Source organism: Pseudomonas saudimassiliensis (genome assembly GCF_000939975.1).
Classification (GTDB): domain Bacteria; phylum Pseudomonadota; class Gammaproteobacteria; order Pseudomonadales; family Pseudomonadaceae; genus Halopseudomonas; species Halopseudomonas saudimassiliensis.
Genome location: NZ_LK391969.1, coordinates 830,043 through 855,496, shown reverse-complemented (window position 1 = coordinate 855,496; position 25,454 = coordinate 830,043). Strand labels below are relative to the sequence as shown.

The 25,454-nt window shown below is 64.5% G+C and carries 22 protein-coding genes; all 22 read left to right on the top strand.

Annotation, left to right across the window (positions count from 1 at the left end):
• Positions 1-68: 68 nt before the first annotated feature.
• Complete coding sequence (locus VG99_RS04085) at positions 69-1,451, top strand: DUF1329 domain-containing protein (protein WP_044498444.1); 1,383 nt, start codon at positions 69-71, stop codon at positions 1,449-1,451.
• 183 nt (positions 1,452-1,634) lie between these two features.
• The gene (locus tag VG99_RS04080; protein ID WP_044498443.1) at positions 1,635-2,846 is read left to right on the top strand and encodes a thiolase family protein; all 1,212 of its coding nucleotides are present in this window, start codon (positions 1,635-1,637) and stop codon (positions 2,844-2,846) included.
• Between the two features lie 2 nt (positions 2,847-2,848).
• Positions 2,849-3,787, top strand: coding sequence for a bifunctional OB-fold nucleic acid binding domain-containing protein/MaoC family dehydratase (locus tag VG99_RS04075; RefSeq protein ID WP_044498442.1), 939 nt, complete (start codon positions 2,849-2,851; stop codon positions 3,785-3,787).
• Positions 3,788-4,145: 358 nt separating this feature from the next.
• The gene (locus VG99_RS04070; RefSeq protein WP_044498441.1) at positions 4,146-5,045 is read left to right on the top strand and encodes a VOC family protein; all 900 of its coding nucleotides are present in this window, start codon (positions 4,146-4,148) and stop codon (positions 5,043-5,045) included.
• Positions 5,045-5,920, top strand: coding sequence for a CoA transferase subunit A (locus tag VG99_RS04065; protein WP_044498440.1), 876 nt, complete (start codon positions 5,045-5,047; stop codon positions 5,918-5,920). The genes VG99_RS04070 and VG99_RS04065 overlap by 1 nt, the downstream gene beginning before the upstream one ends.
• A gap of 11 nt (positions 5,921-5,931) precedes the next feature.
• Entirely contained in the window at positions 5,932-6,741 is an 810-nt protein-coding gene (locus VG99_RS04060; RefSeq protein WP_044498439.1) for a CoA-transferase subunit beta, read from the top strand.
• Positions 6,738-7,637: an enoyl-CoA hydratase gene (locus VG99_RS04055; RefSeq protein ID WP_044498438.1), complete on the top strand. Its 900-nt coding sequence runs from the start codon at positions 6,738-6,740 to the stop codon at positions 7,635-7,637. Before VG99_RS04060 ends, VG99_RS04055 begins: the two co-directional genes overlap by 4 nt.
• Positions 7,637-8,752 (top strand): NAD(P)H-dependent flavin oxidoreductase, encoded by a 1,116-nt coding sequence (locus tag VG99_RS04050; RefSeq protein WP_044498437.1) that lies wholly within the window; start codon positions 7,637-7,639, stop codon positions 8,750-8,752. Before VG99_RS04055 ends, VG99_RS04050 begins: the two co-directional genes overlap by 1 nt.
• Entirely contained in the window at positions 8,749-9,501 is a 753-nt protein-coding gene (locus VG99_RS04045) for an enoyl-CoA hydratase family protein (protein WP_044498436.1), read from the top strand. The genes VG99_RS04050 and VG99_RS04045 overlap by 4 nt, the downstream gene beginning before the upstream one ends.
• Before the next feature lie 9 nt (positions 9,502-9,510).
• Positions 9,511-10,677 carry an acyl-CoA dehydrogenase family protein gene (locus VG99_RS04040; protein WP_044498435.1) on the top strand — a complete coding sequence of 389 codons (1,167 nt, stop codon included), beginning with the start codon at positions 9,511-9,513 and terminating at the stop codon, positions 10,675-10,677.
• Positions 10,678-10,687: 10 nt separating this feature from the next.
• The gene (locus VG99_RS04035) at positions 10,688-11,746 is read left to right on the top strand and encodes an acyl-CoA dehydrogenase family protein (protein WP_044498434.1); all 1,059 of its coding nucleotides are present in this window, start codon (positions 10,688-10,690) and stop codon (positions 11,744-11,746) included.
• A 3-nt stretch (positions 11,747-11,749) separates the two neighbouring features.
• Entirely contained in the window at positions 11,750-12,901 is a 1,152-nt protein-coding gene (locus VG99_RS04030) for an acetyl-CoA C-acetyltransferase (RefSeq protein WP_044498433.1), read from the top strand.
• Between the two features lie 83 nt (positions 12,902-12,984).
• Positions 12,985-14,217, top strand: coding sequence for a helix-turn-helix transcriptional regulator (locus VG99_RS04025; RefSeq protein WP_044498432.1), 1,233 nt, complete (start codon positions 12,985-12,987; stop codon positions 14,215-14,217).
• 141 nt (positions 14,218-14,358) lie between these two features.
• Positions 14,359-15,243 carry an SDR family oxidoreductase gene (locus VG99_RS15920; protein ID WP_044498431.1) on the top strand — a complete coding sequence of 295 codons (885 nt, stop codon included), beginning with the start codon at positions 14,359-14,361 and terminating at the stop codon, positions 15,241-15,243.
• Between the two features lie 15 nt (positions 15,244-15,258).
• A complete protein-coding gene (locus VG99_RS15915) occupies positions 15,259-16,440 on the top strand; it encodes an acyl-CoA dehydrogenase family protein (protein ID WP_044498430.1) in 1,182 nt (393 codons plus the stop codon).
• Positions 16,441-16,450: 10 nt separating this feature from the next.
• Positions 16,451-17,632, top strand: a complete 1,182-nt coding sequence (locus tag VG99_RS04010) for an acyl-CoA dehydrogenase family protein (protein WP_044498429.1) — start codon at positions 16,451-16,453, stop codon at positions 17,630-17,632.
• A gap of 2 nt (positions 17,633-17,634) precedes the next feature.
• A complete protein-coding gene (locus tag VG99_RS04005) occupies positions 17,635-18,429 on the top strand; it encodes an SDR family oxidoreductase (protein ID WP_082049982.1) in 795 nt (264 codons plus the stop codon).
• A gap of 446 nt (positions 18,430-18,875) precedes the next feature.
• Positions 18,876-19,346 carry a MaoC family dehydratase gene (locus VG99_RS04000; RefSeq protein WP_044498427.1) on the top strand — a complete coding sequence of 157 codons (471 nt, stop codon included), beginning with the start codon at positions 18,876-18,878 and terminating at the stop codon, positions 19,344-19,346.
• 11 nt (positions 19,347-19,357) lie between these two features.
• The gene (locus tag VG99_RS03995; protein ID WP_044498426.1) at positions 19,358-20,560 is read left to right on the top strand and encodes an acetyl-CoA C-acyltransferase; all 1,203 of its coding nucleotides are present in this window, start codon (positions 19,358-19,360) and stop codon (positions 20,558-20,560) included.
• Between the two features lie 256 nt (positions 20,561-20,816).
• Positions 20,817-21,785, top strand: coding sequence for a WD40/YVTN/BNR-like repeat-containing protein (locus VG99_RS03990; protein WP_044498425.1), 969 nt, complete (start codon positions 20,817-20,819; stop codon positions 21,783-21,785).
• A 9-nt stretch (positions 21,786-21,794) separates the two neighbouring features.
• Positions 21,795-24,203, top strand: a complete 2,409-nt coding sequence (locus VG99_RS03985; protein ID WP_044498424.1) for an efflux RND transporter permease subunit — start codon at positions 21,795-21,797, stop codon at positions 24,201-24,203.
• Entirely contained in the window at positions 24,200-25,348 is a 1,149-nt protein-coding gene (locus VG99_RS03980) for a helix-turn-helix transcriptional regulator (RefSeq protein WP_044498423.1), read from the top strand. Before VG99_RS03985 ends, VG99_RS03980 begins: the two co-directional genes overlap by 4 nt.
• The last annotated feature ends 106 nt before the right edge of the window (positions 25,349-25,454 follow it).

The following is a 25,454-nucleotide window of genomic DNA, read 5'->3' as shown; positions in this document are numbered from 1 at the left end:
TCTGATCAGACGATGAGGCGCTAACCGGCAGGGTAATAATGGATTGCGTATACCTGTGGAGAAGAATAATGAGTAGACATGGTGTAGTAGTTTCCCTGGCCGCCGCCATCAGCATGAGTCTTGCTGGGCTGGCCACTGCTGCCGTATCCCCGGAGGAGGCAGCGCGCCTGGGCCAGGACCTGACCTGTATCGGCGCTGAACGTGCCGCCAACGCCGATGGCAGCATCCCCGAGTTCAAGGGCACCCATGTGGGCAAGGTGCCCGGCTGGGATGCGCCGCCGCACAGCGGCGCCCATCCGGTCGACCCCTTTGCCGATGACCAACCGATCCTGGTCATCACTGCCGCCAACGTGGCCGAGCATGCCGACAAGCTGACTGAAGGCCAGCAGGCGATGTTCAAGCGTTATCCCGACACCTACAAGATCAACGTCTATGAAGGTCGGCGCGAATTTGCCTACCCCGAGGTGGCGTGCGAGCGCGCCCGGTGGAACGCGGAAAATGCCGAGATCGTCGATGATGGCTTCGGTTACACCGGCCTGGGCTACATTCCCTTCCCGATTCCGAAGAGCGCCATGGAAGTGCTCTGGAACCATCAACTGCCGTTCCGCGCCTGGACCCAGGATGAGATTCGCGATATCGCATCGGTAACTGCCAGTGGCAGCATTGGTTGGGGCCGTTCCCATGGTCGCTGCCTGGCGCCGCCCATGGATCCGGATCCGAGCCTGCGTCCGCATACCGATGACGGCGTCTCGGCCTACTGCACCACCGAGGTACTGCTGCCACTGCGTGAGCGCGGCAACTTCTCGATGAACCATGAGCCCTATAACTACCGCACCTCGGCGCGTACCGCCTGGTCCTATAACACCGGGACGCGGCGGGTACGCCTGGCCCCAGGCTATGGCTACGACCAACCGCTGGGCGGCAGTAACGGCTTGATGACCATCGATGAGGACCGCCTGTTCAACGGTGCGCCGGATCGCTACGACTGGACCCTGGTGGGCAAGCAGGAGGTCATCATTCCGGCCAACGCCTACAAGGTGCACAGCAAGGACATCAGCTACGCGGACCTGTTGACCGTCAACCATCCCAACCCCGAGTTCCTGCGTTACGAGCTGCGGCGGGTCTGGGTGATCGAGGCCAACGTCAAGGAAGGCAGCCGGCACCTGTATGGCAAGCGCCGCCTGTTCATCGACGAGGACACCTGGCACGCAGTGCTGGCGGACAACTACGACAGCCGCGGGGAGTTGTGGAAGCACGCGATCATCAACTATTACTACCATCCGGACACCAGCGCCTGGCAGGCTGGCTCCTCCTTCTTCCACGACCTCAACAGTGGCAGCTATATCGGCTATACGCTGTTCAACGAGCGTGAGCGGGCGGCCATCCTGAACAAGGGCGAAATGGATCCGAGCCAGTTCACCCCGGACCGGCTGCGCGCCCTCGGCCGCTGATCCCGGACCGTCTCGGCAAGCACAGAGGCCGGCTCCCGCAAGGGGCCGGCCTTTTGCTATATCGGGGTCGACAAAATCTCCCCAGGTAGGCTTAACGGACGATGAGCCGCCGGGCAGGGGACGCAACAATCCGGGCAGAGGGTGACGTTTTCCCGGTCGCCCGCAGCCGATGAGGGGACAGTCATGGGTTTGAAAGGAACGGCCGCCATTGTTGGCGCCGCGCAATACAAGCCGGAAAAATATTCCACCGCACCGCAGATGTTCCACCTGGAGCAGGTAGCGGACCTGGCCGCGCAGGCCCTGGCCGACGCCGGCCTCAAGGCCAGCGATATCGACGGACTGTGTATCAATGGTCCGCATTTTCATGAGGCCTCCAGTTTCGTGCCGGCAATGGCCGCGGAATATCTGGGCATCGCACTGAATTTCGCCGAGGTCGTGGACCTGGGCGGCACCACCGCCGTGGGCATGATCTGGCGCGCCGCCGCTGCCATCGAGCTGGGCATCTGCCAGGCCGTGCTCTGCGTGATCCCGCAGCGCATGGCACCCTTCGGCCCGGACGATGATCCGTCGGCCATGGCCCGGGCCATGCGTTTCGGTGGCCACAGCACCCAATACGGTGCGCCGGAAGCCGAATTCGACCTGCCCTACGGCCACATGGGCCAGAACACCGGCTACGCCATGATCGCCCAGCGCTACGCCGCGCAGTACGGCTACGACCAGCGCGCCATGGCCAAGATCGCCGTGGACCAGCGCTTCAATGCCCAGGCCCACCCGGATGCGATCTTCCGTGGGCAGCCACTGACCATCGAGGATGTGCTGGGTAGCAAGCTGGTTGCTGATCCGCTGCACATTCTTGAAATCGTCATGCCGGTCGCCGGTGGCGCCGCGGTGATCGTCGCGTCCAGGGAGCTGGCCGCCCGCAGCAAGGGGCGTCCGGCCTATATCACCGGCTTCGGTGAACGCCTGGGCTACAAATCACCCAGCTATTCGCCCGACATGACCGAAACCCCGGTCGGTCCGGCTGCCCGCAGCGCCTTCGCCATGGCCGGGCTCAAGCCCGCCGACATGCACGCGGCGCAGATCTACGACTGCTACACCATTACCGTACTGCTCAGCCTGGAGGATGCCGGGTTCTGCGCCAAGGGTGAGGGCATGCGTTTCATCCTGGACAACGACCTGACCTACAAGGGCAACTTCCCGATGAACACCCACGGTGGGCAGCTGAGCTTCGGCCAGGCCGGGTCGGCGGGCGGGTTCTCCCAGGTGGTCGAGGCCTACCAGCAGGTAGCCGGCAAGGCCGGTGATCGCCAGCTCAAGGTCTGTGATCAGGTATTCGTCTCGGGCACCGGCGGTGTCATGAGCGAGCAGGGCGCATTGATTCTTCAGGGGGCTTGAGCATGAGCAACAAACCTATGCCGCTGCCAACGGCAATTTCCGCACCCTTCTGGGATGGCTTGAAAGAAGGCAAGATCCTGTTGCAGCAGTGCAACGCCTGCCAGCACTGGATCTTCTATCCGCGGCGCCACTGCAGCAGCTGCCTGTCCCACGACCTGAGCTGGAAGCAGGTGTCGGGCGCCGGCACGCTCTACACCTACACCGTGGCCCGGGTACCGACCCTGCCCGAGTTTGCCAGTGCCGAGCCACAGATACTGGCGGTGGTCGAACTCGACGAAGGCGTACGCATGAACACTACCCTGATCGGGCTCGACCCCGGGCAGATCAAGGTTGGCATGCGCCTCAAGCCGGTGCGCGCCACCGTCAATGCCGACGGCGCTGTGCTGCTGCGCTATACCGGCGCCGACGTGCCGCTGGAGGAGCGCGACGAAGTCGTCAGGGCGCCCGAGGCACCGGCGGCCGAGTCCGGCCCGCCCAAGCGCAAGATCGACGTCAAGGACATCGAGACGCTGAAATCCCTGGTCACCGGCGAGTTCAGCGACTGGAGCAACCAGGTGCTGGTGGACCAGGAGTTGATCAACCAGTTTGCCGAGCTCTCCGGTGACAGCTACTGGATCCATACCGATCCCGAGCGGGCCCGCAAGGAGAGCCCCTTCGGCGGCACCATCGCCCATGGCGCCCTGGTGCAGGTGCTGATGTCTCGCATGCAGGTGCCGCTGAGCTTCGAGGTGACCGGTTTCACCAACATGGTGAACTACGGCTCCGAACGCCTGCGCTTCCCCAGCCCCGTACCGGCCGGCTCGCTGGTGCACTCGCGCACCCGGGTCAAATCGGTAGAGGTACTGCCGCGAGGTACCCAGATGGTGCTGGAATGCAACATCCACGTGGTAGGTCAGGAGCGCCCGGCGGTGATCAACGACCTGGTCATCCTCTACATGTAAGCGTTTGTTGTGCTGCCCGGCCTGGGTCCAGGGTCGGTTCCTTTATCGCCCACCGGTTTGTGCCATGGGCGATTTTTTTTTGCTTGTCTTGGTAGGGGTGGCTGGCGATCTGTGCAGGCCTCTGCGTTGGTATGCCCCTGCCACGACACGCCGTGAACCCATCCATGGGGGCTCGTTGATGCCATCCCTGGCATCAAACGGTCGTGGCAGGGGCACCCCAGCACGGCCTTGCACACACTCACCGCAACATGCCCGCCCACCGCAGCCCATAACGTTAGTCTCAATGGACGATGAATGCGCCGCCGCCCAAGGGCAACAATCCACCCATGCTTCAAGACCCTGAATGAGGAGTGGCGGCATGAGTGAGATTCGAGCGCTGAGCTATTTTGTCGCGCAGATTGGTGATGTGCAGAAGTGGCAACACTATGCCGAAAACGTGCTGGGCATGATGACCAGCCCGGCCGCCGGCGGCGGATTGTATATCAAGATGGACGATCGTCCGTTCCGCATGCTGATTGTCGAAGGCGCCGAGTCGCGCTACCTGGCCTCCGGCTGGGAGCTGGGCAGCAAGACCGCCTTCGACGCCATGCTGGCTCGGCTGGATGCCAGCGCGGTCGCCTATGAACTGGCCGACGCTGCTTTCTGCGCCCAGCGTCAGGTCAACGAAGCCGCGCTGCTGCAGGACCCGGCCGGCAACCGGCACGAGCTGACCTGGGGCTACCGCTCCGACTGTCAGCCCTTCGTTTCCCCCCAGGGCGTACCGCGCTTTCTGACCGGCGACATGGGGCTGGGTCACACCGTCCTGCCGACGCCGAATTTCGATGAGTGCGCCGCCTTCTACCAGAACGTGCTGGGCTTCGAAATCTCCGACATCTTCAATTTCCGCCCGGCCCCCGACGCGCCCGCGACACGCATCCACTTCCTGCATTGCGGCAACGCCCGGCACCACAGCCTGGCCATCGCCGAATACGACGTGCCAAGCAAGTGCGTGCATGTGATGGTCGAGGTTGACTCCATGACCGAAGTCGGCCGCGCCCACGACCGGCGCCAAGCCCATGGCGTACCGCTGTCCGCCACCCTGGGGCAGCACCTCAACGACAAGATGACCTCGTTCTACATGAAAACCCCGTCCGGCTTCGATCTCGAGTACGGCTGCGGCGGGCTGCAGGTCGATTGGAACCAGCACACCGCTTTCGAATTCACCAAGGTCAGCATCTGGGGACATGACTTCAATGCCGGCCGGCAGGAGGAGCAATAATGAACAAGCAGATGACTGCTGCGGATGTAGTAGGACAATTACGCGATGGCATGACCATCGGTTTCGGTGGCTGGGGCCCGCGGCGCAAGCCGATGGCGATCGTGCGTGAGATCCTGCGCAATGATGTGAAGGACCTGACCGTGGTGGCCTACGGCGGCCCGGAAGTCGGCATGCTCTGCGCGGCTGGCAAGGTCAAGAAGTTGATCTTCGGCTTCGCCACCATGGACGCCATTCCGCTGGAGCCCTATTTCCGCAAGGCCCGGGAAGCCGGCACCCTGGATGTCATGGAGCTGGATGAAGGTCTGTTCCAGTGGGGCTTGAAGGCTGCAGCCATGCGCCTGCCGTTCCTGCCTGCCCGTGCCGGCTTGGCCACCGATGTGCTGACCCATAACCCAGAGCTGAAACTCATCACCTCGCCCTATGCCGACGGCGAAGTGCTGTTGGCCATGCCGGCGCTGGAACTGGACGTGGCCTTCGTCCACGTGAACAAGGCGGATCGCCTGGGCAACACCCTGATTACCGGCAACGACGTGTATTTCGACCACCACGTCGCCCGCGCTTCCAAGCAGTGCTTCGTGTCCGCCGAAGAAGTGGTCGAGCGCCTGGAACTGGACGCGGCGACCGCCCGCTTCAGCACCTTCGAGCGCTCGATGGTCACCGGCGTGGTGGAAGCCCCACTGGGCGCGCACCCCACCGCCTGCGGCCCCGCCTATGGCTGGGACATGCAGCACCTGAAGGACTACAGCGACAGCGCCGGCGAAGACAACGGCTGGCAGCGCTACCTGGATACCTATGTCAATTGCAGCGAAGCCGACTACTGCGAGCGCAACGGCGGTGCCGAGCGCATGGCCAGCCTGCCCCTGCCGACGTTCTGAGGAGTGAGACCATGAGTTCCAATACTTTCAGCCTGGCTGAACTGATGATCGTTGCTGCCTCGGAAGCCTGGCGCGACAACGGTGAATTGCTGGCCTCGGGCCTGGGCATCATTCCCCGGCTGGGCGCCAGCCTGGCCAAGGTCAGCCACAGCCCCGAGCTGCTGATGACCGACAGCGAGGCCTTCCTGGTCGAGGAGCCGATTCCGGTCGGCCCGCGTGGCGACTATGTGCCCAAGTACTCCGGCTACCTGCCCTTCGAGCGGGTATTCGACTGCGTCTGGCACGGCCGCCGCCATGCCATGGTCGGACCGACCCAAGTCGACCGCTGGGCGCAGACCAACCTGTCGGTGATCGGCGACTACGCCAAGCCCAAGGTGGCCATGCTCGGTGTGCGCGGCCTGCCGGGGAACAGCATCAACCACCTCAACTCCTTCTACATCCCCAACCACAGCAAGCGGGTGTTCGTCGAAGGCGAGGTAGACATGGTCTCCGGCGTCGGCTTCAACCCCGAGCGCTGGCAGCCAGGCATGCGTAACGACCTGATGGGTATTGGCCGGGTGATCACCGACCTGTGCGTCATGGACTTCAATGGCCCGGATCACGCGGCGCGGGTACTGTCGCTGCACCCCGGGGTGGACTTTGCGTTAGTGCAGGAGCGTACCGGCTTCCCGCTGCTCAAGGTCGACAACCTGGGCGAGACCCCGCATCCGACCGCCGAACAACTGGCGAGCATCGCCCGGCTGGATCCGCATAACCTGCGGGCCCGCCAGCTCAAGGGCAATCCGGCCGGTATCCGTACGGCGGAGGAGGTGCGCGGATGAGCGAATTCGTCGAGCGTGAGGACACCGCGGTCTACGAGACCGAGGAACCGGTGTCCTATCGGGTAGCGGACGGCGTGGCGATCGTGACCATGAGCCGCCCGCAGTACAACAACGTACAGAACTCGCAGATGACCTACGCGCTGGACGACTGTTTTCGCCGCGCGATCAACGATGATGAGGTCAAGGTCATCGTGTTGTGTTCGACCGGCAAGCACTTTTCCGCCGGGCACGATATCGGTACGCCCGGGCGGGATGTAACCAAGTCCTTCGAGCACAAGCACCTGTGGTGGGACCACACCAACAAGCCCGGTGGCGAGTTCCTCTATGTGCGCGAGCAGGAGGTCTACCTGAACATGTGTCGGCGCTGGCGCGAGATGCCCAAGCCGACCATCGCCATGGTCCAGGGTGGCTGCATCGCCGGTGGGCTGATGCTGGCCTGGGTCTGCGACCTGATTGTCGCCAGCGACGACGCCTTTTTCCAGGACCCGGTGGTGCGCATGGGCATCCCCGGCGTGGAGTACTTCGCCCACGCCTTCGAGATGCACCCGCGTATCGCCAAGGAATTCCTCATGCTGGGCGACCGTATGCCGGCGGCCCGGGCCTACGAGCTGGGCATGGTCAACCGGTTGGTGCCGCGCGAGGAGCTGGAAAGCGCGACCCTGGAGATCGCCCAGCGTATCGCCAAGCAGCCACGCATGGGCCTGGCGCTGACCAAGCAGGCGGTCAACCATATCGAGGACCTGCAGGGCAAGCGTACCGGGATGGAGGCGGTGTTCGCCTGGCATCATTTTGCCCACGTGCACAACGAGCAGATTTCCGGCGACAAGCTCGGCGGCTTCGACGGTAAGGCTATGGCCGCTGCCAACAAGGCCCAGGCCGAGCGGGAGCAAGGCTGATGCGGGCCCTGCAAACGCGGCTGACCGACGCGCTGGGTTGCCGGTATCCCATAGTGCAGACGGCCATGGGCTGGGTGTCCGACGCCAACCTGGTGATCGCCACTACCCGCGCGGGGGGCTTCGGTTTCCTCGCCGGCGCCACCATTGCCGCCGACCAGCTGGAAGCGGAGATCCAGAAGGTGATTGCCGCCACCGGTGGCAGCAACTTTGGCCTCAACTTCCACATGTTCCAGGACAATGCTGCCCAGTGCGTCGATCTGGCCATCCAGTATCGGCTGCGGGCGGTGAGCTATGGTCGCGGGCCGGACCAGCACACTATCCGCCGCTTCAAGGAGGCCGGTGTGCTGTGCATCCCCACCGTGGGTGCGCTCAAGCATGCGCTCAAGGCAGTGGAGCTGGGTGCCGACATGATCACCATCCAGGGCGGTGAGGGCGGCGGCCATACCGGCGGCGTGCCCACCACCATCCTGCTGCCCCAGGTCCTGGCGGCGGTGGATGTGCCGGTGATTGCCGCCGGCGGCTTCTCCACCGGTCGCGGGCTGGCGTCGGCGCTGGCCGCCGGTGCCGAGGGCATCGCCATGGGCACCCGGTTCATGATGAGCAGCGACTCACCCACGCCGAAGGCCACGCTGCAACGCTATCTGGCAACCCGGGATACGCAGCAGATCCGCGTCACCCTGGCGGTGGACGGCATGCGCCACCGGATGGTGGAAAATCCCTTCATCAACAAACTCGAAGCGGCTGGCCCGATCGGCCGGCTGTGGATTGCACTGAACAGTGCGCGCAAGTGGAAAGCCCAGACCGGCATGACCACCGGCCACATGATCCGCACCTTCTTTACCGCCATCAAGGACGACCCGGGCGCCATGTCCCAGGTGGTCATGGCGGCCAACCAGCCGGTGCTGCTGCAGCGGTCGATGGTCGAGGGTTTTCCCGATGAGGGAATTCTGCCCAGTGGCCAGGTCGCCGCGGCGATCAATGAATTGCAGAGCTGCGAGGAGATCATCCAGGAGATCGCCAGCGAGGCCGAGGCCTGCCTGCAGCGCCTGTTTCAACGCATGCATTCCACCCCGGCGGCAGTGGCCGCCGACCCGACAGAGAGAGTCCAGGCATGAACCCCGCATTCAACGTGGAAATCAATCAGGGCATTGCCGAGCTGGTGATCAACAAGCCGCCGGTCAATGCTCTGGACAGCAACGAGTGGCTGGCCCTGGCGGCGCAGATTGATGCGCTGGGTGCCAACCCCGAAGTGCGTGTGCTGATCCTGCGCTCGGAAGGGCGCGGCTTCTGCGCCGGTGTGGACATCAAGGAACTGGACGCCCATCCCGAGCGCATCGTGCGGGTCAACGCCGGCAACTACGCCACTTTTAAGGCCATCCACCGCTGCGCGGTGCCGGTGATCGTCGCGGTGCACGGTTTCGTGCTGGGCGGCGGCATCGGCATGGCCGGTGCGGCGGACATCCTCATCGCCTCGCGCTGCGCGACCTTTGCCGTGCCCGAGGTGGACCGTGGCGCCATGGGCGGCGGGGCGCACCTGCAGCGGCTGTTCCCGGTGCAGAAGGTGCGCTACATGTACTTCACCGGCGAGACCGTGTCCGCCCCGGACGCCATGCAGTACGGCTTCATCGAACGGCTGGTGGAGCGCGATGAGCTGGCGGCCACGGCCCGTGACGTGGCGGCGAAGATCGCTGCCAAGAGCCCGGCGATGATCCGCATCGCCAAGGAAGCCCTCAACGGTATCGAAGACGGCAACCTGGAAGACAAGTACCGCTGGGAGCAGGGCTTCACGCTGGAAGCCTACACCATGCCGGACTCCGCCGAGACTCGCCGCGCGTTCGTTGAAAAGCGCGACGCCAGCTTCTGAGAACCTGCCATGCAACTGACCTATACCGCCAAACAACAAGCCTTTCGCGCCGAAGTGCGCGCCTGGCTCAAGGCCAATGTGCCGAACAAGCCGCTGGCCAGCTATGACACCCGCGAGGGCTTCGAGGAACACCGGGCCTGGGAAGGCAAGCTGTATGACAGCCGCCTGTCCATGGTCATGTGGCCGGAACACCTGGGAGGCCGTGGCTGCGACCTGATCGAGTGGCTGATCTTCGAAGAGGAATACTACGCCGCCGGCGCGCCGATGCGGGTCAACCAGAACGGCCAGCTGCTGCTGGGGCCGACCCTCATGGAATTCGGCACCGAGGAGCAGAAGCGCCACTTCCTGCCGCGCATTGCCTCCAGCGAGGACATGTGGGCCCAGGGCTGGTCCGAGCCCAATGCCGGCTCCGACATGGCAGCGATCCGCAGCAAGGCGCTGCGCGATGGCGATGAATTCGTGATCAACGGCCAGAAGACCTGGTCCACCCGGGCGACCTTCGCCGACTGGATCTTCGGCCTGTTCCGCACCGACCCGCAGAGCAGCCGCCACCATGGCCTGAGCTACCTGCTGGTACCGCTGGACAGCCCCGGCGTGACCATCCGCCCGATCAAGGCACTGAACGGCAAGGACGCCTTTGCCGAAGTGTTCTTCGACGACGTGCGGGTGCCGGTCGGTAACCTGCTGGGTGCCGAAGGCCAGGGCTGGCATGTGGCGATGGCCACCGCCGGGTTCGAGCGCGGCCTGCTGCTGCGTTCACCGGCGCGCTTCCAGCAGACCGCCCGGCGCCTGGTCGACCTGTACAAGGCCAACCCGCAGGTCGCCGAGCGCGATCCCGGGGTGCGCGATGCGGTCATTGAGAGCTGGATGGGCGCCGAAGCCTACGCCCACGCCGCCTACCATACCGTCGGCCTGGTCGAGAAGGGTGCCAAGATCGGCGCCGAGGCCAGTATCAACAAAGTGATCTGGTCGGAACTCGACCTGAAGATGCACGAAACCGCCATGCGCATCCTCGGCCCCTACGGCGAGCTGACCGGCCAGGCGCCGGAAGCGGTGGACCACGGCAGCTGGCTGGAGGGCTTCCTGTTTGCCCAGGCCGGCCCGATCTACGCCGGGACCAATGAAATCCAGCGCAACATCATTGCCGAGCGCATGCTCGGTCTGCCGAAAGCCTGAGGAAGCCGACATGGACTTTACCTTTACCGAAGACCAATTGGCCTTTCGCGAAGCGATCAGCCGCTTCCTGATGACCGAGGCGCCGCCGGAAATGCTGCGCGACATCTGGGATACCAATGACGGACGCTCGCCGGAGCTGCGCCGCAAGATGGCCGAGCAGGGCCTGACCGCGCTGTCGGTACCCGAAGAACAAGGCGGCCTGGGCATGGATGATATCGCCTGGTCGCTGCTGACCCAGGAGCTGGGCTACTACGCCATCGCGGACTCCATGGCCGACACCGCCTATGTTGCCACCGGCCTGCTCCGGGCACTGCCCGAAGGCACGCCGCGCCGGGACGAAATGCTTGGGCGCATCGCCGAGGGCAGCGTCCGCATTGCGGTGGGGCACAGCGTCAACCCGCTGATCGCCGATGTGCACCTGGCGGATGTGGTACTGCTGGAGCACCAGGGCGAAGTGCACGGCCTGCGCCGTGACGCCATCGGCTACGAACGCAACCCGAGCATCGACAGCTCGCGGCGGCTGAGCCGGGTTAACTTCAACCCCAGCGCCGACAGTCTGGTGCTGGGCGCCGAGCAGGGCCACGGGGTCTGGGCCGAAACCCTCAACCGCGGCGCGCTGGCGGTAGCCGGCCAGAGCCTGGGCCTGGCCCAGCGCATGCTCGACCTGTCGGTGGACTACGTGGTTCAGCGCAAGCAGTTCGGCAAGCCGATCGGCAGCTTCCAGGCGGTCAAGCACCACCTGGCTGATGTGGCGGGCAAGATCGAGTTTGCCAAGCCGGTGTTGTATCGCGCCGCCCATGCGCTGGCGCACAACGAGGCCAATGCCGACCTGCACGTCTCCCACGCCAAGCTGACCTGCTGCGAAGCGGCCTGGCTGGCCGGTCGCCACGGCATCCAGGTACATGGCGCCATGGGTTACACCTGGGAAGTCGACCTGCAGATGTTCATGAAACGCGCCTGGGCACTGGATTCGTCCTGGGGCGATCGCGCTTTCCATAAATCCCGGGTGGCCAATGCCATCCTCGCGGCCGATGCCCCTATCGGCCCGCAATTCACCTTCGGGGAGTGAATCATGGCCCAAGCCTATATCGTTGACGCCCTGCGCAGCCCCACCGGCCGGCGCAAGGGCAGCCTGGCCAATGTGCATGCCATCGACCTGGGCGCCCATGTGCTCAAGGCGCTGGTCGAGCGCAACGCCATTCCCGCCGACGAGTATGACGACGTCATCTTCGGCTGCGTGGATACCATCGGCTCCCAGGCGGGGGACATTGCCCGCACCAGCTGGCTGGCTGCGGGCCTGCCGCTGAACGTGCCCGGCACCACCGTGGACCGCCAGTGCGGCTCGTCCCAGCAGGCGCTGCACTTCGCCGCCCAGGCGGTGATGAGCGGCACCCAGGATGTGGTGGCGGTGGGCGGCGTGCAGACCATGACCCAGATTCCGATTTCCTCGGCCATGCTGGCCGGCCAGCCGCTAGGCTTTCCCGACCCGTTTTCCGGTAGCCAGGGCTGGCAGGCGCGTTTTGGCGGCCAGCCGGTCAACCAGTTCTATTCCGCCCAGCGTATCGCCAGCCACTGGCAGATCAGCCGGGCCGAGATGGAAGCCTTCGCCCTGGAAAGCCACCGCCGTGCATTGCAGGCCATCGCCGAAGGGCGCTTCGAGCGGGAAATCGTGGCCCTGAACGGCCTGGCCGTGGATGAAACGCCCCGGGAGACCACCCTGGAGAAGATGGCGTCGCTGGAGCCGGTCGATCCGCAGTTCCCGGATATCACCGCCGCGGTATCCAGCCAGACCTGCGACGCCTCGGCCGCCATGCTGGTGGTCTCGGAAGCGGCGCTGAAACGCTACAACCTGACCCCGCGGGCGCGGGTGCATAACCTGACGGTGATGGGCGACGACCCGATCTGGCACCTGACCGCGCCCATCGCCGCGACCCGCAAGGCGTTGCAACGGGCCGGCATGCAGATGGCCGATATCGACCTGGTGGAGATCAACGAAGCCTTCGCCTCGGTGGTCATGGCCTGGCAGAAAGAGCTGGACTACGACCCCGCGAAAACCAACGTCAATGGCGGCGCTATCGCTCTCGGTCACCCCCTCGGTGCCACCGGCGCGCGGCTGATGACCAGCCTGCTGCATGAGCTCGAGCGCAGCGGCGGCCGCTACGGCCTGCAGACCATGTGTGAAGGCGGCGGGCAGGCCAACGTGACCATTATCGAGCGGCTGTAGCAGCACCGTGGCGGCTCGACTGCCCCCAGGCTAGGGGGCAGCTGAGCTGCGCAGGGCGCGTGCAGCATCGCAAGGGGGCTCTGATGTCGGTGAATACTGAAGCAACTCGTTCCTCCCGGTTATCGCTGGACGAGTATGACCGCATCGTCGGCAAGATCTACTCGGGCGCACTGCATACCGAGCATCTGCATGATGCCCTGGAAGAGCTGCGCGGCCTGTTCGCGGCCAACTTCGTATCGCTCATCCTGCATATCTCCGAGGCGGAGGACGTGGCGCTGATGCTGGTGGCCGGCAGTCATCAGGTGGAAGGCCGGGTAGCGCTGTTCAAGTATTTCCCCGGGGATACACCGTTGGCGCGGCTGCCGGTGGACCGGGTGTTCTGCATCGAAGACCTGATGAGCAGGGCCGAATGGGAAAGCAGTCGCTACTACCGGGAATACGCCCGGCCCAGTGACGCCTACCATGTCATGGGCGCGGATCTGAGCACCCAGTCGGGGATCATCGGCCTGCGCATTTCCCGAGGCCATGGCCAGCCTGCCTTTGCCGAGGAGGACCGGGCGCTGTGCGCGCGGTTGCTGCCGCATCTGCGCAGCAGCCTGGACTTCCATGACCTGCTGGAACGGCGCGAGTCCATGGGCAATCTCTACTCCGAGGCGGTCAATCGGTTGTCAATTGCCAGCCTGGTTCTGGACGAGGCGGGCAACGTGCTGCAACTCAATGCGGTGGCGCGGAGCCTGCTGGCCCAAGCCGACGGGCTGAAGCTGGTCGGCTCGCGGTTGGAGGCCAGCTACCCCAGTGATAACCGCGAGCTGTACCGGTTCATCCGCTATGCCGCCGAATCCAGGGACCTGCGTACCGCGCAGGCGGTCTCCGGCGCGATATCCGTGGCTCGGCCATCCGGCCAGGTGAGCCTGGGCGTAGTCATCGAGCCCATCCGCAGCTCCGGATGGATGGAAGGGCGCGGCCAGCCGGTGGTCATGGTCTATGTGCGTGATGCGGTGGGCGACGTGCAAATGAGCAGCAAGGTGGCCCAGGAGCTGTTCGCCTTCACCCCGGCCGAAACCACCCTGGCGCTGGAGCTGGCCAACGGCCTGTCGCTGGAGGAAACCGCCGAGAAGCTCGGTATCACCCGCAACACCGCCCGCGCGCATCTGCGCTCGATCTTCGCCAAGACCGGCATCAAGCGCCAGGCCGAGCTGGTCAGGGTCATGCTCAACAGCATTGTCTCCCTCGGGCTGGGCGATATCGCCCACCTGGAGCAACGTCCAACGCCGGTAATCATCCAGCCGGAACAGCGGTTCAGGCCGGAGCGCTAGCCCCGCGTGCGCGGTGCGCACCCGTCAACTCGGCCCTTTAGTCTCTATGGACGATGATTGCAAAGGGGCCGCTGGCAACAATCATTCCCCACGCCTGACAGCGCCGCTGGGCGGCGTCGGCACACGAACAGGGGAACAGAGATGGGAATTCTTAACGACAGAGTAGTCATCATCACCGGCGCCGGTGGCGGACTGGGTGCGGCCCATGCACGGGTGTTTGCCAGTGAAGGTGCCTGCGTACTGGTCAACGACATCAACCGTGACGCCGCCCAGAAGGTGGTGGACGAGATCGTTGCAGCGGGCGGGCGGGCAGTGGTCAACACCTCCGATATCACCCACTACGCCGACAGCGAGAATGCGGTCAAGCAGGCCATCGAGACCTACGGCGACCTGCATGTGGTGGTCAACAACGCCGGGGTCAACCGCGACCGCATGTTCGCCTCCATGACCGAGGCCGAATGGGACACCATCATGGCCGTGCATCTCAAGGGCCATTTCTGCATCAGCTCCCACGCCGTGCACTATTGGCGCGACCAGGCCAAGGCCGGCAACAGGGTCGATGCGCGCATCATCAATACCACCTCCGGCGCCGGCCTGCAGGGTTCCATCGGCCAGTCCAACTACGCCGCCGCCAAGGCCGGCATCGCCGCGCTGACCCTCAACCAGGCCGCCGAGCTGCGCCGCTACGGTATCACCGCCAACGCCGTGGCCCCGGCGGCCCGCACCGGTATGACCACCGCGGTCGAATCCATGGCGACCCGCATGGCCAAACCGGACGACGGCAGCTTCGACTACTGGGCCCCGGAAAACGTCAGCTCGCTGCTGGCCTGGCTGGCCAGCGCCGAGGCGGCCCACATCACCGGTCGGGTATTCGAATCCGAAGGCGGCAAGATCTCCATCGCCGATGGCTGGCGTACTACCCAGGGCGTGGACAAGGGCGCCCGCTGGCTGCCCGCCGAAGTGGGCGAGGCCATGCAGGCCCTGCTGGCGGCCGAGATTCCAGCGCAGCCGGTATACGGCGCCTGATTCGGAGGAATCGCCATGGAATTCCGTTTCACCGAAGAGCAGCAGATGATCCGCGACACCGCCCGGGCCTTCCTGGAGGACGTGTCCACCCCGGCCGCGGTGCGCCAGGCCATGGCCACCGAAGCGGGATTTGACCCGGAACTCTGGCAACGCATCTGCCAGGAACTGTGCTTCCAGGCGATCAGCGTGCCGGAGCAGTACGGCGGCATGGGCCTGGGCTATGTCGAACTCTGCGCGGTGCTGGAACAGATGGGCCGGGTACTCCTGTGCTCGCCCTTCTTCAGCACCGTCTGCCTGGGTGTCAGCAGTTTGCTGGTGGCGGGCAACGACGAGCAGAAGCAGCAATACCTGCCAGCCATCGTCGATGGCAGCCTGACCGCGACCCTGGCCTGGACCGGCCCGCAGGCGGCGCACCACGGCGGGCAATGGGACTGCAACGCGGTGACCGCCACCTGGCGGCCCGGCGCCGACGGCTTCGAGCTGGACGGCGAGCTGCGCTACGTCATCGACGGGCATACCGCCGACCTGCTGATCATCGCCGCCCGCCAGCCGGGCACCAGCGGCACCGACGGCATCTCCCTGTTCGCGGTACCGGCCTCCACGCCGGGCATACAGCGCCAGTGGCTGCCCACCATGGATCAGACCCGCCGCCAGGCCGCGCTGCAACTCAGCCGCGTGCAGGTGCCGGGCAGCGCCCTGCTCGGCGAGGCCGGGCAGGGCGGCGCGGCACTGTGCACGCTGATCGATCTGGCCAAGGTGGCACTGGCCGCCGAGCAGATGGGCGCCGCCCAGAAGACCCTGGACATGAGCGTGGCCTACATGCAGGAGCGGGTGCAGTTCGGCCGCCCCATCGCCAGTTTCCAGGCGCTCAAGCACAAGGCTGCAGACATGCAGCTCAAGTGCGAAGTGGCGCGCTCGGCGGTGTACTACGCCGCCTGCGTCGCCCAGGAAGCCCTGAGCGCTGACGGTGACCCGGCGCTGGCTGCAGAGCTGCCCGAAGCCGCCGCCATGGCCAAGGCCTACTGCTCCGACACCCTGTTCTTCAACGCCGGCAGCGCCATCCAGTTGCATGGCGGCGTGGGTTTTACCTGGGAATATGACGTGCACCTGTATTTCAAACGGGCCAAGGCCAGCGAACTCTACCTGGGCAACGGCGATGCGCAGCGCGAGCTGATTGCCGGCCTGCTGCTGGATTGAGGAAACCAACATGAAACTGACCTTCAGCGCTGCCGACGAAGCCTTCCGTGAAGAGATCGCCGGCTGGCTACGCGATAACCTCACCGGCGAATTTGCCCAGCTGAAATTCCGCGGCGGCCCCGGCGACGAGCATATGTTCCCCGCCGAGCGCAAACGCTGGGAGCAGCACCTGGCCGCTGGCGGCTGGACCTGTGTCGGCTGGCCAACGGAATACGGCGGCCGCGGCGCTTCCATCGAGCAGCAGGTGATCTTTTTCGAGGAATACGCCCGCGCCGGTGGCCCCGGCCGTGTAGGCCACATCGGCGAAGGCCTGGCCGGCCCGACCCTGATCGCCTTCGGCAGCGAAGACCAGAAACAGCGCTACCTGCCGGGCATCCGCGCCGGCACCGAGCTCTGGTGCCAGGGCTACTCCGAGCCGGGCGCCGGTTCCGACCTGGCCAATGTGCGCACCCGCGCCCAGCAGCACGCGGACGGGCAATGGCGCATCAACGGCCAGAAGGTCTGGACCTCCCTGGCCCACGAGTCCGACTGGTGCTTCGTCATCGCCCGTACCGACCCCGACTCCCAGGCCCATCGCGGGCTGGGCTTCTTCCTGGTGTCCATGCACCAGCCGGGCATCACCGTACGACCGATCGAGCAATTGACTGGCACCTCCGAATTCAACGAGGTGTTCTTCGACGACGCCGTCGCCGCGGATATCGTCGGCGAGCCGGGTGACGGCTGGAAGGTCGCAATGGGGCTGCTGGGCTTCGAGCGCGGCGTCTCCACCCTCGGCCAGCAGATGCAGTTCCAGAACGAACTGGACGACATCGTCCGCATCGCCAAGGCCAACGGCGCAGCCAGGGTCCCGGCCCTGCGCCAGCGTATCGCCGAGGCCCACACCGGTCTGCGGCTGATGCGCTACAACGCCATGCGCATGCTCTCCGGCACCGACCAGGGCCAGCCCGACAGCTCCGCCCTGGTCTACAAACTGCACTGGTCCAGCTGGCACCGCCACTTGGGCGCATTGGCCATGGACGTGCTGGGCCCGGAAGCGGACATCATCGACGCCGCGCCCTACGAACTGACCCGGCTGCAGTCGCTGTTCCTGTTCACCCGCTCGGACACCCTCTACGGCGGCACCAACCAGATTCAACGCAACATCATTGCCGAGCGTGGCCTCGGCATGCCCAAGGAAGCCAAAGGCAGATAACCATGAAAGACCTGAAGAATCCTGAATATGTATCCGGCCACGGCCTGCTCAAGGGCAAGTCGGTATTGATCACCGCTGCTGCGGGCGCTGGCATTGGCGGCGCCGCGGCGCTCAAGGCGGTCGAGGAAGGCTGCCGCGGCATCGTCATCAGCGATGTACACGAGGGGCGCCTTGCCGCATCGGTTGAAAAGCTCAAGCAGGACACGGGCCTGGCTGAGGTCTGGGGCAAATTGTGCAACGTGACCGATGAAGCCGAGGTGCGGGCGTTGATCGACTTCGCCGAGGACAAGCTGCAGGGCATCGATGTGTTGATCAACAACGCCGGGCTGGGCACCACCAAGGCGCTGATCGAGATGGAAGACGCCGAGTGGAACAAGGTCATCGACGTGACCCTCAACGGCACCATGCGCATGACCCGTTACATGCTGCAGGTAATGAAGGCGCGTGGGCAGGGCGGCGTCATCGTCAACAACGCCTCGGTGCTGGGTTGGCGCGGCCAGAAGGAACAGGCCCACTACGCCGCCGCCAAGGCCGGCGTGATGGCCCTGACCCGCTGTTCGGCGCTGGAAGCCGCCGAGCTCAACGTGCGCATCAACGCGGTGGCGCCCTCGCTGGCCGTCCACCCCATGCTCCGCAAATCCGCCCCCGAGGCGCTGCTCAAGGAGCTGGAAGGTCGCGAGGCCTATGGGCGGGGGGCAGAGTGCTGGGAGGTCGCCAACGTGATGATGTTCTTGGCCAGTGACTATTCGAGCTACATGACTGGCGAAGTGGTGCCGGTGAGTTCGCAACAGGCCTGATGTTGTGTGTCGGTGGGTTGGTGGCTGGGTGTCCTGGTGGTTGCGCGCTTGCCGGTGGGCTACTGCGGACACGCCGTGAATACGTCCCTGTAGGCTCGCGGTTGCCATCCATGGCAACCGACGGTCCGCAGTAGCCCACCGGCAAGCACGCGTAACTGACATCGTGCAGCGGAGAAAAAAACCAAACATCTTCCAGCCTTGGGGCTAGACCTCAATCCGGAGTTGCGGTTGGGGGGTGGGGTTTTCGTTCAGCCCGCACGGAGATCGAGAGGGCGGGTCCGAGGCACCTATCTCAGACCGTCGGTTGCCAGGGATGGCAACCGCGAGCCTCCAGGGATGGATTCACGGCGTGTCTGAGATAGGTGCCTCGGACCTGCCTCATCACCCGAACGACCAGCACACGAACAGACCAGCACAACGAAATGAAGAATTCGAGGAGTACACACATGACCACTACGTTCAACAACGCAGCCGCCCTGGAACAAGCCATAGGCCAGAGCCTGGGCGTAACCGAGTGGATCACCATCGACCAGCAGCGCGTCGATACCTTTGCCGAGGCCACCGGTGACCACCAGTGGATTCACGTGGACCCGGAGAAGGCCAGGACCGGCCCGTTCGGCGGCACCATCGCCCACGGTTACCTGACGCTGTCACTGGTCAACTACTTCCTGCCGCAGTTGATGAGCGTGGAAAACCTGCAGATGGGCGTCAACTACGGCTGCGATCGGGTGCGCTTCCCGGCGCCGGTCAAGGTGGGGGCGCGGATTCGTGGCGCCGGTGAGATTACCCAGGTCGAGACCCTGGCCAATGGTTCGGTACAAGTCGTGGTGCGGGTGACGGTGGAAGTGGAGGGCAGTGAACGACCTGGCTGCGTCGTCGACACCATCAGTCGCTACACCTTCAATCAAACAGTTTGAGGAAAATCAGCATGCAAGAAGCAGTCATCGTCGCCACTGCGCGCACCGCACTGACCAAGTCATTTCGCGGCTCCTTCAATGACACCGAGGCCCCGGTCCTGGGTGGGCACGTGGTGCGGGCCGTGGTCGAGCGGGCCGGTATCGATCCGGCGGACGTGGGTGATGTGATCATGGGGGCGGCGGTGCAGCAGGGCACCCAGGGCTACAACATCGGCCGTCTGTGCACCTATACCGGCGGGCTGCCGGATTCGGTACCGGGTATGGCGCTGGATCGTATGTGTGCGTCTGGCCTGATGGCTATCGGTGAAGCAGCCAAGGCCATTATCGCCGGCGAACTGGACGTAGCCATTGGTGGTGGCGTGGAGTCCCTGTCGCTGACCCAGACCAAGCACAAGAATGCCCACCGGGCGCGCTCCGAGGCAGTGATGGAAATCGCGCCAGCGGCGTATATCCCGATGATCGAGACTGCGGAAATCGTCGCCGAGCGTTACGGCATCAGCCGCGCGGCGCAGGACGAGTACGCCCTGCAGAGCCAGCAGCGCACTGCGGCGGCGCAGCAGGCGGGGCTGTTCGACGAGGAAATCGTGCCGCTGACGGCCAATAAACTGCTGTTCGACAAGGAAGGCAAGCCGGCCGGGCATGAGCAGGTAACGGCAGACCGCGACGAGTGCAATCGGCCGAGCACCACGTTGGAAGGTCTGCAAGGCCTGGCGCCGGTATGGAAGGATGGGCAGTGGATCAAGCAAGGCCAGCACATCACCGCCGGTAATGCCTCGCAGTTTTCCGATGGTGCCGCCGCCTGCCTGCTGATGAGCCGCGCCGAAGCCGAGCGCCGTGGCCTCAAGCCGCTGGGCACGTACCGCGGGATTGCGGTGGCCGGTTGCAAGCCGGAGGAGATGGGGATCGGGCCGGTGTATGCCATTCCCAAGTTGCTGCAGCGCTTCAATCTCAAGGTCGAGGATATCGGCCTGTGGGAAATCAACGAGGCCTTCGCCAGCCAGGTGCTGTACTGCCGTGATCACCTGGGCATCCCGGATGATCGGCTGAATGTGAATGGCGGCGCGATTTCCATCGGCCACCCGTTCGGCATGAGCGGGGCCCGGATGGTCGGTCATGCGCTGCTCGAAGGGCGTCGTCGGGGTGTGCGTTATGTAGTTGTTTCCATGTGCATCGGGGGCGGCATGGGGGCTGCTGGGTTGTTCGAGCTGGACTGAGGTCCTGCCGTCTCACCGGAGCCCGCATTCTGCGGGCTCTTGCTTTTCCGGGTGACCTTTTCCTTCGGCGGGGTCGCCTGCGCCTCCCTTGATATCCATCAAGGACATAAGCCGTTTGGACGATGTTGACAGGCCGGCTGCTGGACCACCATCCAATCACTCGCTGTGCTGCCTTTATGTCTCAAGCATGAACAGCTGCAGATTCATAAAAACAACAGGTGCCCTGCCAAGGGATACCCACAGGTTGGATTGAGCCATGAGTAAATTGATCAGCTATTCCTTCTGTCTCGTAGTCATCGCCCTGGTGGCGTACGCCTTCTCTCCGCGGCAGCAGACCGATGGTCAGCAAGTCGAACTCGATCTGGCCCGCCTGCAGATCAACGATCTGGCCCGGCTGGACGACCGCGTCATCGCGGTGGGTGAGCGCGGCACCATTATCGTCAGCGATGATCTGGGTGATACCTGGCGCGAGACCCATGGCGACGACCAGTTGCCCGTCACCCTGACCGGCATCAGCCCGCTGGGCGGCGACACGCTGCTGGCGGTGGGACATGACGCCGTGCTCATGCGTAGCGATGATGCCGGCGACAGCTGGGAGGTATTGATGCAGGACCAGGAGCTGGGCGAACCGCTGCTGGGCGCCTGGAGCGCGGACGGCGAAAAGATCTTCGCCTTCGGTAGTTTCGGCAAGTTTTTCAGTTCCAGTGACCGTGGCCAGAGCTGGCAGGAGCGCGAGCTGGATATCCATGGCGAGCACCTGAACGACATGGACGGCGACGGCGAGCGCCTGCAACTGATGGTGGGCGAAATGGGCCTGGTGCTGCGCAGCCAGGACCAGGGCGAGAACTGGGAGCGCATCGAACCTTTCTACCGCGGCTCACTATTCGGCGTGGCCTACCTGGGCGATGCCGTCTGGGTTACCTATGGCATGCGCGGTCACGTTTTCGTCAGCCGCGACGATGGCCAGAACTGGAGCCAGGTCGAGCTGCCGCACCGCCTGCCGCTCTACGGCCATGCCGAGGATGCCTCGGGGTTGGTGATCGTCGGCACCGGTGGTGCCTTCGTCAAGATTTCACGCGATGGCGAACTCAAGGACACCGGCTACCTCAGTGGCCTGGGCACTTTGACCTCCGCCGTGGTATTGCCAGGCGGCGATCTCTTTGTCGCTGGCCAGCGGGGCCTGCTGCAGCAGGACCGTGGTTATCTCGCTGTCATCGGTCAATAAGGGGGAAGTATGGCCAAGCATAGTCAGATGGTGGCGCGTTGGGTGGAGTCCATGGCAGATGGGCTGCTCGGTAACCGCAAGCTGTTTCTCACGATTTTCGTCCTGATTACCCTGGGGCTGGGGTACAGCGCCACGCAGATCAAGCTCGACCCGGGCTTCAACAAGCAGATCCCGGTCACCCACCCCTACATGGAAAACTACCTGCATTACAGCGAGACCTTCAGCGGTGCCAACACCATCCTGGTGAGCGTCAACTGGAAGGGCGAAGGGGATATCTACAACGCCGAATTCCTCGATGTACTGCGCCAGGTCACCGATGAGGTGTTCTTCATTCCCGGGGTGCGCCGGGCCAGCGTGCGCTCGCTGTTCACCCCCGATGTGCGCTATGTGGAGATTTCCGAGGACGGTTTCGTGGGCGATGTGGTGATCCCACCGCATTTCTCCGGCACCCCCGAGGACCTGGAGCAGGTACGCAGCAATACCGCGCGGTCAGGCGAGATCGGCCGTCTGGTAGCCAATGACCTGAGCGCCGCCATCGTCAATGCCGAGCTGCAGGAATTCAATCCCGAGACCGGCGAGCAGATTTCCTATACCGAGATCGCCGCCCAGCTGGAAGAGATCCGTACCCGTTTCGAGAACGACAATATCCAGATCAATATCGTCGGCTTCTCCAAGCTGACCGGTGAGGTGATCGACGGCCTGCTGATGGTGATCGGTTTCTTCGCCATCGCCTTCATCATTACCGCGCTGATGTTGTGGGTGTATACCCGCTCCCTGGTGCAGACCATAGTCGCGCTCTGCGTGGCGCTGGTGCCGGTGGTCTGGTTGCTGGGTGTGCTGCCGCTGATCGGCATGGGCATCGACCCGCTGTCGATCCTGGTGCCTTTCCTGGTGTTCTCGATCGGCGTATCCCACGCGGTGCAGATGACCAACGCCTGGAAGCAGGACATTCTCGGCGGGCACAACTCCCTGGAAGCCGCGCGGGTGTCGTTCTGCAAGATCTTTATCCCGGGCGCACTGGCGTTGCTGATGAACGCCCTGGGTTTTGGCGTGATCATGCTGATCGACATCCCGATCGTGCATGAGCTGGGCCTGACGGCCTGTATCGGCGGTTTGCTGATGATTGTCACCAACAAGATGATGCTGCCGATCATCCTCTCCTACCTGCGGCTGGACCGGCGCGCCTACGCGCAGCGCGCGTTGAACGCTGATGGCAAGCATGCGCTGTGGTGGAGCCTGTCGGTACTGGCAACGCCCAAGGCGGCGCTGGGGGTCTTTGCCATCAGCCTGGTGCTGCTGGTGGCCGGGGCCTGGAAGAGCCGTGACCTGATCGTCGGTGACGTGGGCGTCGGCGCGCCGGAGCTGCGGGAGGATTCGCGCTACAACCAGGACAATGCGCAGATTTCCAGCAAATACTCCATCGGCCTGGACGTGCTGTCCATCTACCTGGAAACCGATATCGAGGAAGCCTGCCTGGATGCCGACGTCATGCGCGCGGTAGAGGAGCTGGACTTCCACGCCCGCAGCATCGACCGGGTCAGCTCGGTGCACAGCGTGGCGGGCATGGGCAAGGTGTCCATCGCCGGGAATAACGAGGGTAACCCGCGCTGGGCGGCCATTCCCGGCTCGTCCCGCGGCCTGATGCCCGGTTCGCGCGCCTATTCCAGCTCCCACGGGCTGGTGGTCGACGGTTGCCAGACCATGCAGGTGCTGCTGTTCCTGACCGACCATGAAGGTGACACCATCGCCCGGGTAACCGAGCAGGTGGAGCAGATTATCGCCAACATCGATGAGCCCAAGGTCGAGTTCAAGATGGCGGGCGGCAATATCGGCGTGATGGCTGCCTCCAACGAGGCAGTGCAGAAGGCCGAGATCCAGATGCATGGTTCACTGCTGCTGGCGGTGGCGCTGTTCTGCTGGCTGACCTTCCGCTCCGTGCGCGCGGTGCTCTGCCTGCTGATTCCGCTGGCCATCGTTGCGACCCTGTGCAACGCGGTGATGGCGGTCTTCGGCATCGGTCTCAAGGTCGCTACCCTGCCGGTCATGGCACTCGGCGTAGGGGTAGGGGTCGACTACGGTATCTACCTGTACGAGCGCATGCAGCATGAGCTGGCCATGGGCAAGGACGTGCGCACCGCCTTCTACGAAGCCATGTGCCAGCGGGGCACGGCGGCGCTGTTCACCGCCGTGACCATGTCGGTGGGTGTGGGCACCTGGGTATTCGCGCCGCTGAAGTTCCAGGCTGACATGGGTGTGCTGCTGGCCTTCATGTTCCTGGTCAACGTGTTCGGCGCCATCTTCCTGCTGCCCGGGCTGGCGGCCTGGTTCAACCGCAGCAAGCCGCTGGTGACGGTCCAGGCGGCATCGGCAACCACCGGCTATGCGGCCGCGCCGGGCGGGCCATTGACCACCCCATGAATGCCGATCAGCGATCGCTGCCGCTGGAGAGCTCGTCCTTCGACCTGTTGCTGGGCGAACTCTACGACGCGGCCATGGATGATCACAGCTGGAGCCGCTATCTGACGCGGCTGCAGCAGTTGTTCCGCGCCAACTATGTGACCCTGATCCTGCGTATCCCGCAGGATTCGGATAAGGGGTTGATGCTGGTGATCGGCGACATTGAAGGGCAGGGCAGCATCTCCTATATCACCTACCCGTTATCGGAGACGCCCTTCGTCAACTGCCCGGTCAACCAGGTGTTCACGGTCACCGACCTGATGAGCATGGACAGCTGGCGCAGCTCGGATTACTACCAGCGCTACTGTCGGAAGCAGAACGTCTTCGACGTCATGGGCGTGGATATTGCCCCGCCCAGTGGCGGGGTGTTTCGCTTCCGGGTGACCCGGGCACCGGACCAGCAGCCCTTTTCCGCAGCGGACCGGGCCCTGTGCAGCACGCTGATTCCACATATGAGCCGGGCGCTGCACATCCACAGCCTGCTCGGCCATCGCCACTCCCTGAGTGCGCTCTATGCTCAGGCGATGGGCCGGTTGGCGGTCGCCACGCTGATCCTGGACAGCAGTGGCCAACTGCTGGAGTCCAACCAGGTGGCGCGGGACATGCTGGCCGCCGGCGACGGGCTCAAACTGGTCGGCGGGCGGCTGGAGGCCAGCTACCCCGGCGACAACAAGCGGTTGTACAAATCGATCCGGGCGGCCAGCGCCTCCACCGAGGGCCGCGTGGCCTTGGCTGAGGCGTTGTCCATTGCCCGGCCATCGGGGCAGGTCAGCCTGGGCATCGTCGTCGAGCCGGTGCCCCAACAGAACTGGGATGAGGGCGAGAGCAGGCCGGCGGTGGTGATCTACTGCCGCGATGCGGTGGGCCAGTCGCTGCTCAGCACCTCCGTCACCCGCCAGGTCTTCGGTCTCACCCCCTCGGAAACAGCCTTGGCGATGGAGCTGGCCAATGGTCTGTCGCTGGAGGAGGCGGCCGCCTCGCTGGGCATCCGGCGCAACACGGCCAGGGCCCATCTACGGGCGATCTTTTCCAAGACCGGCGTACGCCGACAGACCGAGCTGGTCCGCCTGGTGCTCAACAGTGTGGTGACCCTGGGGCAGCCATGATCAGCCAAAAAGATGGATTCAGATCAGTAGTACCGATGGAGGCACGGGGGGCTGGCCTAAGCGGCTCGAACTGAGCAATATAGGCGCCAGCCTGAAGTGCCAAATA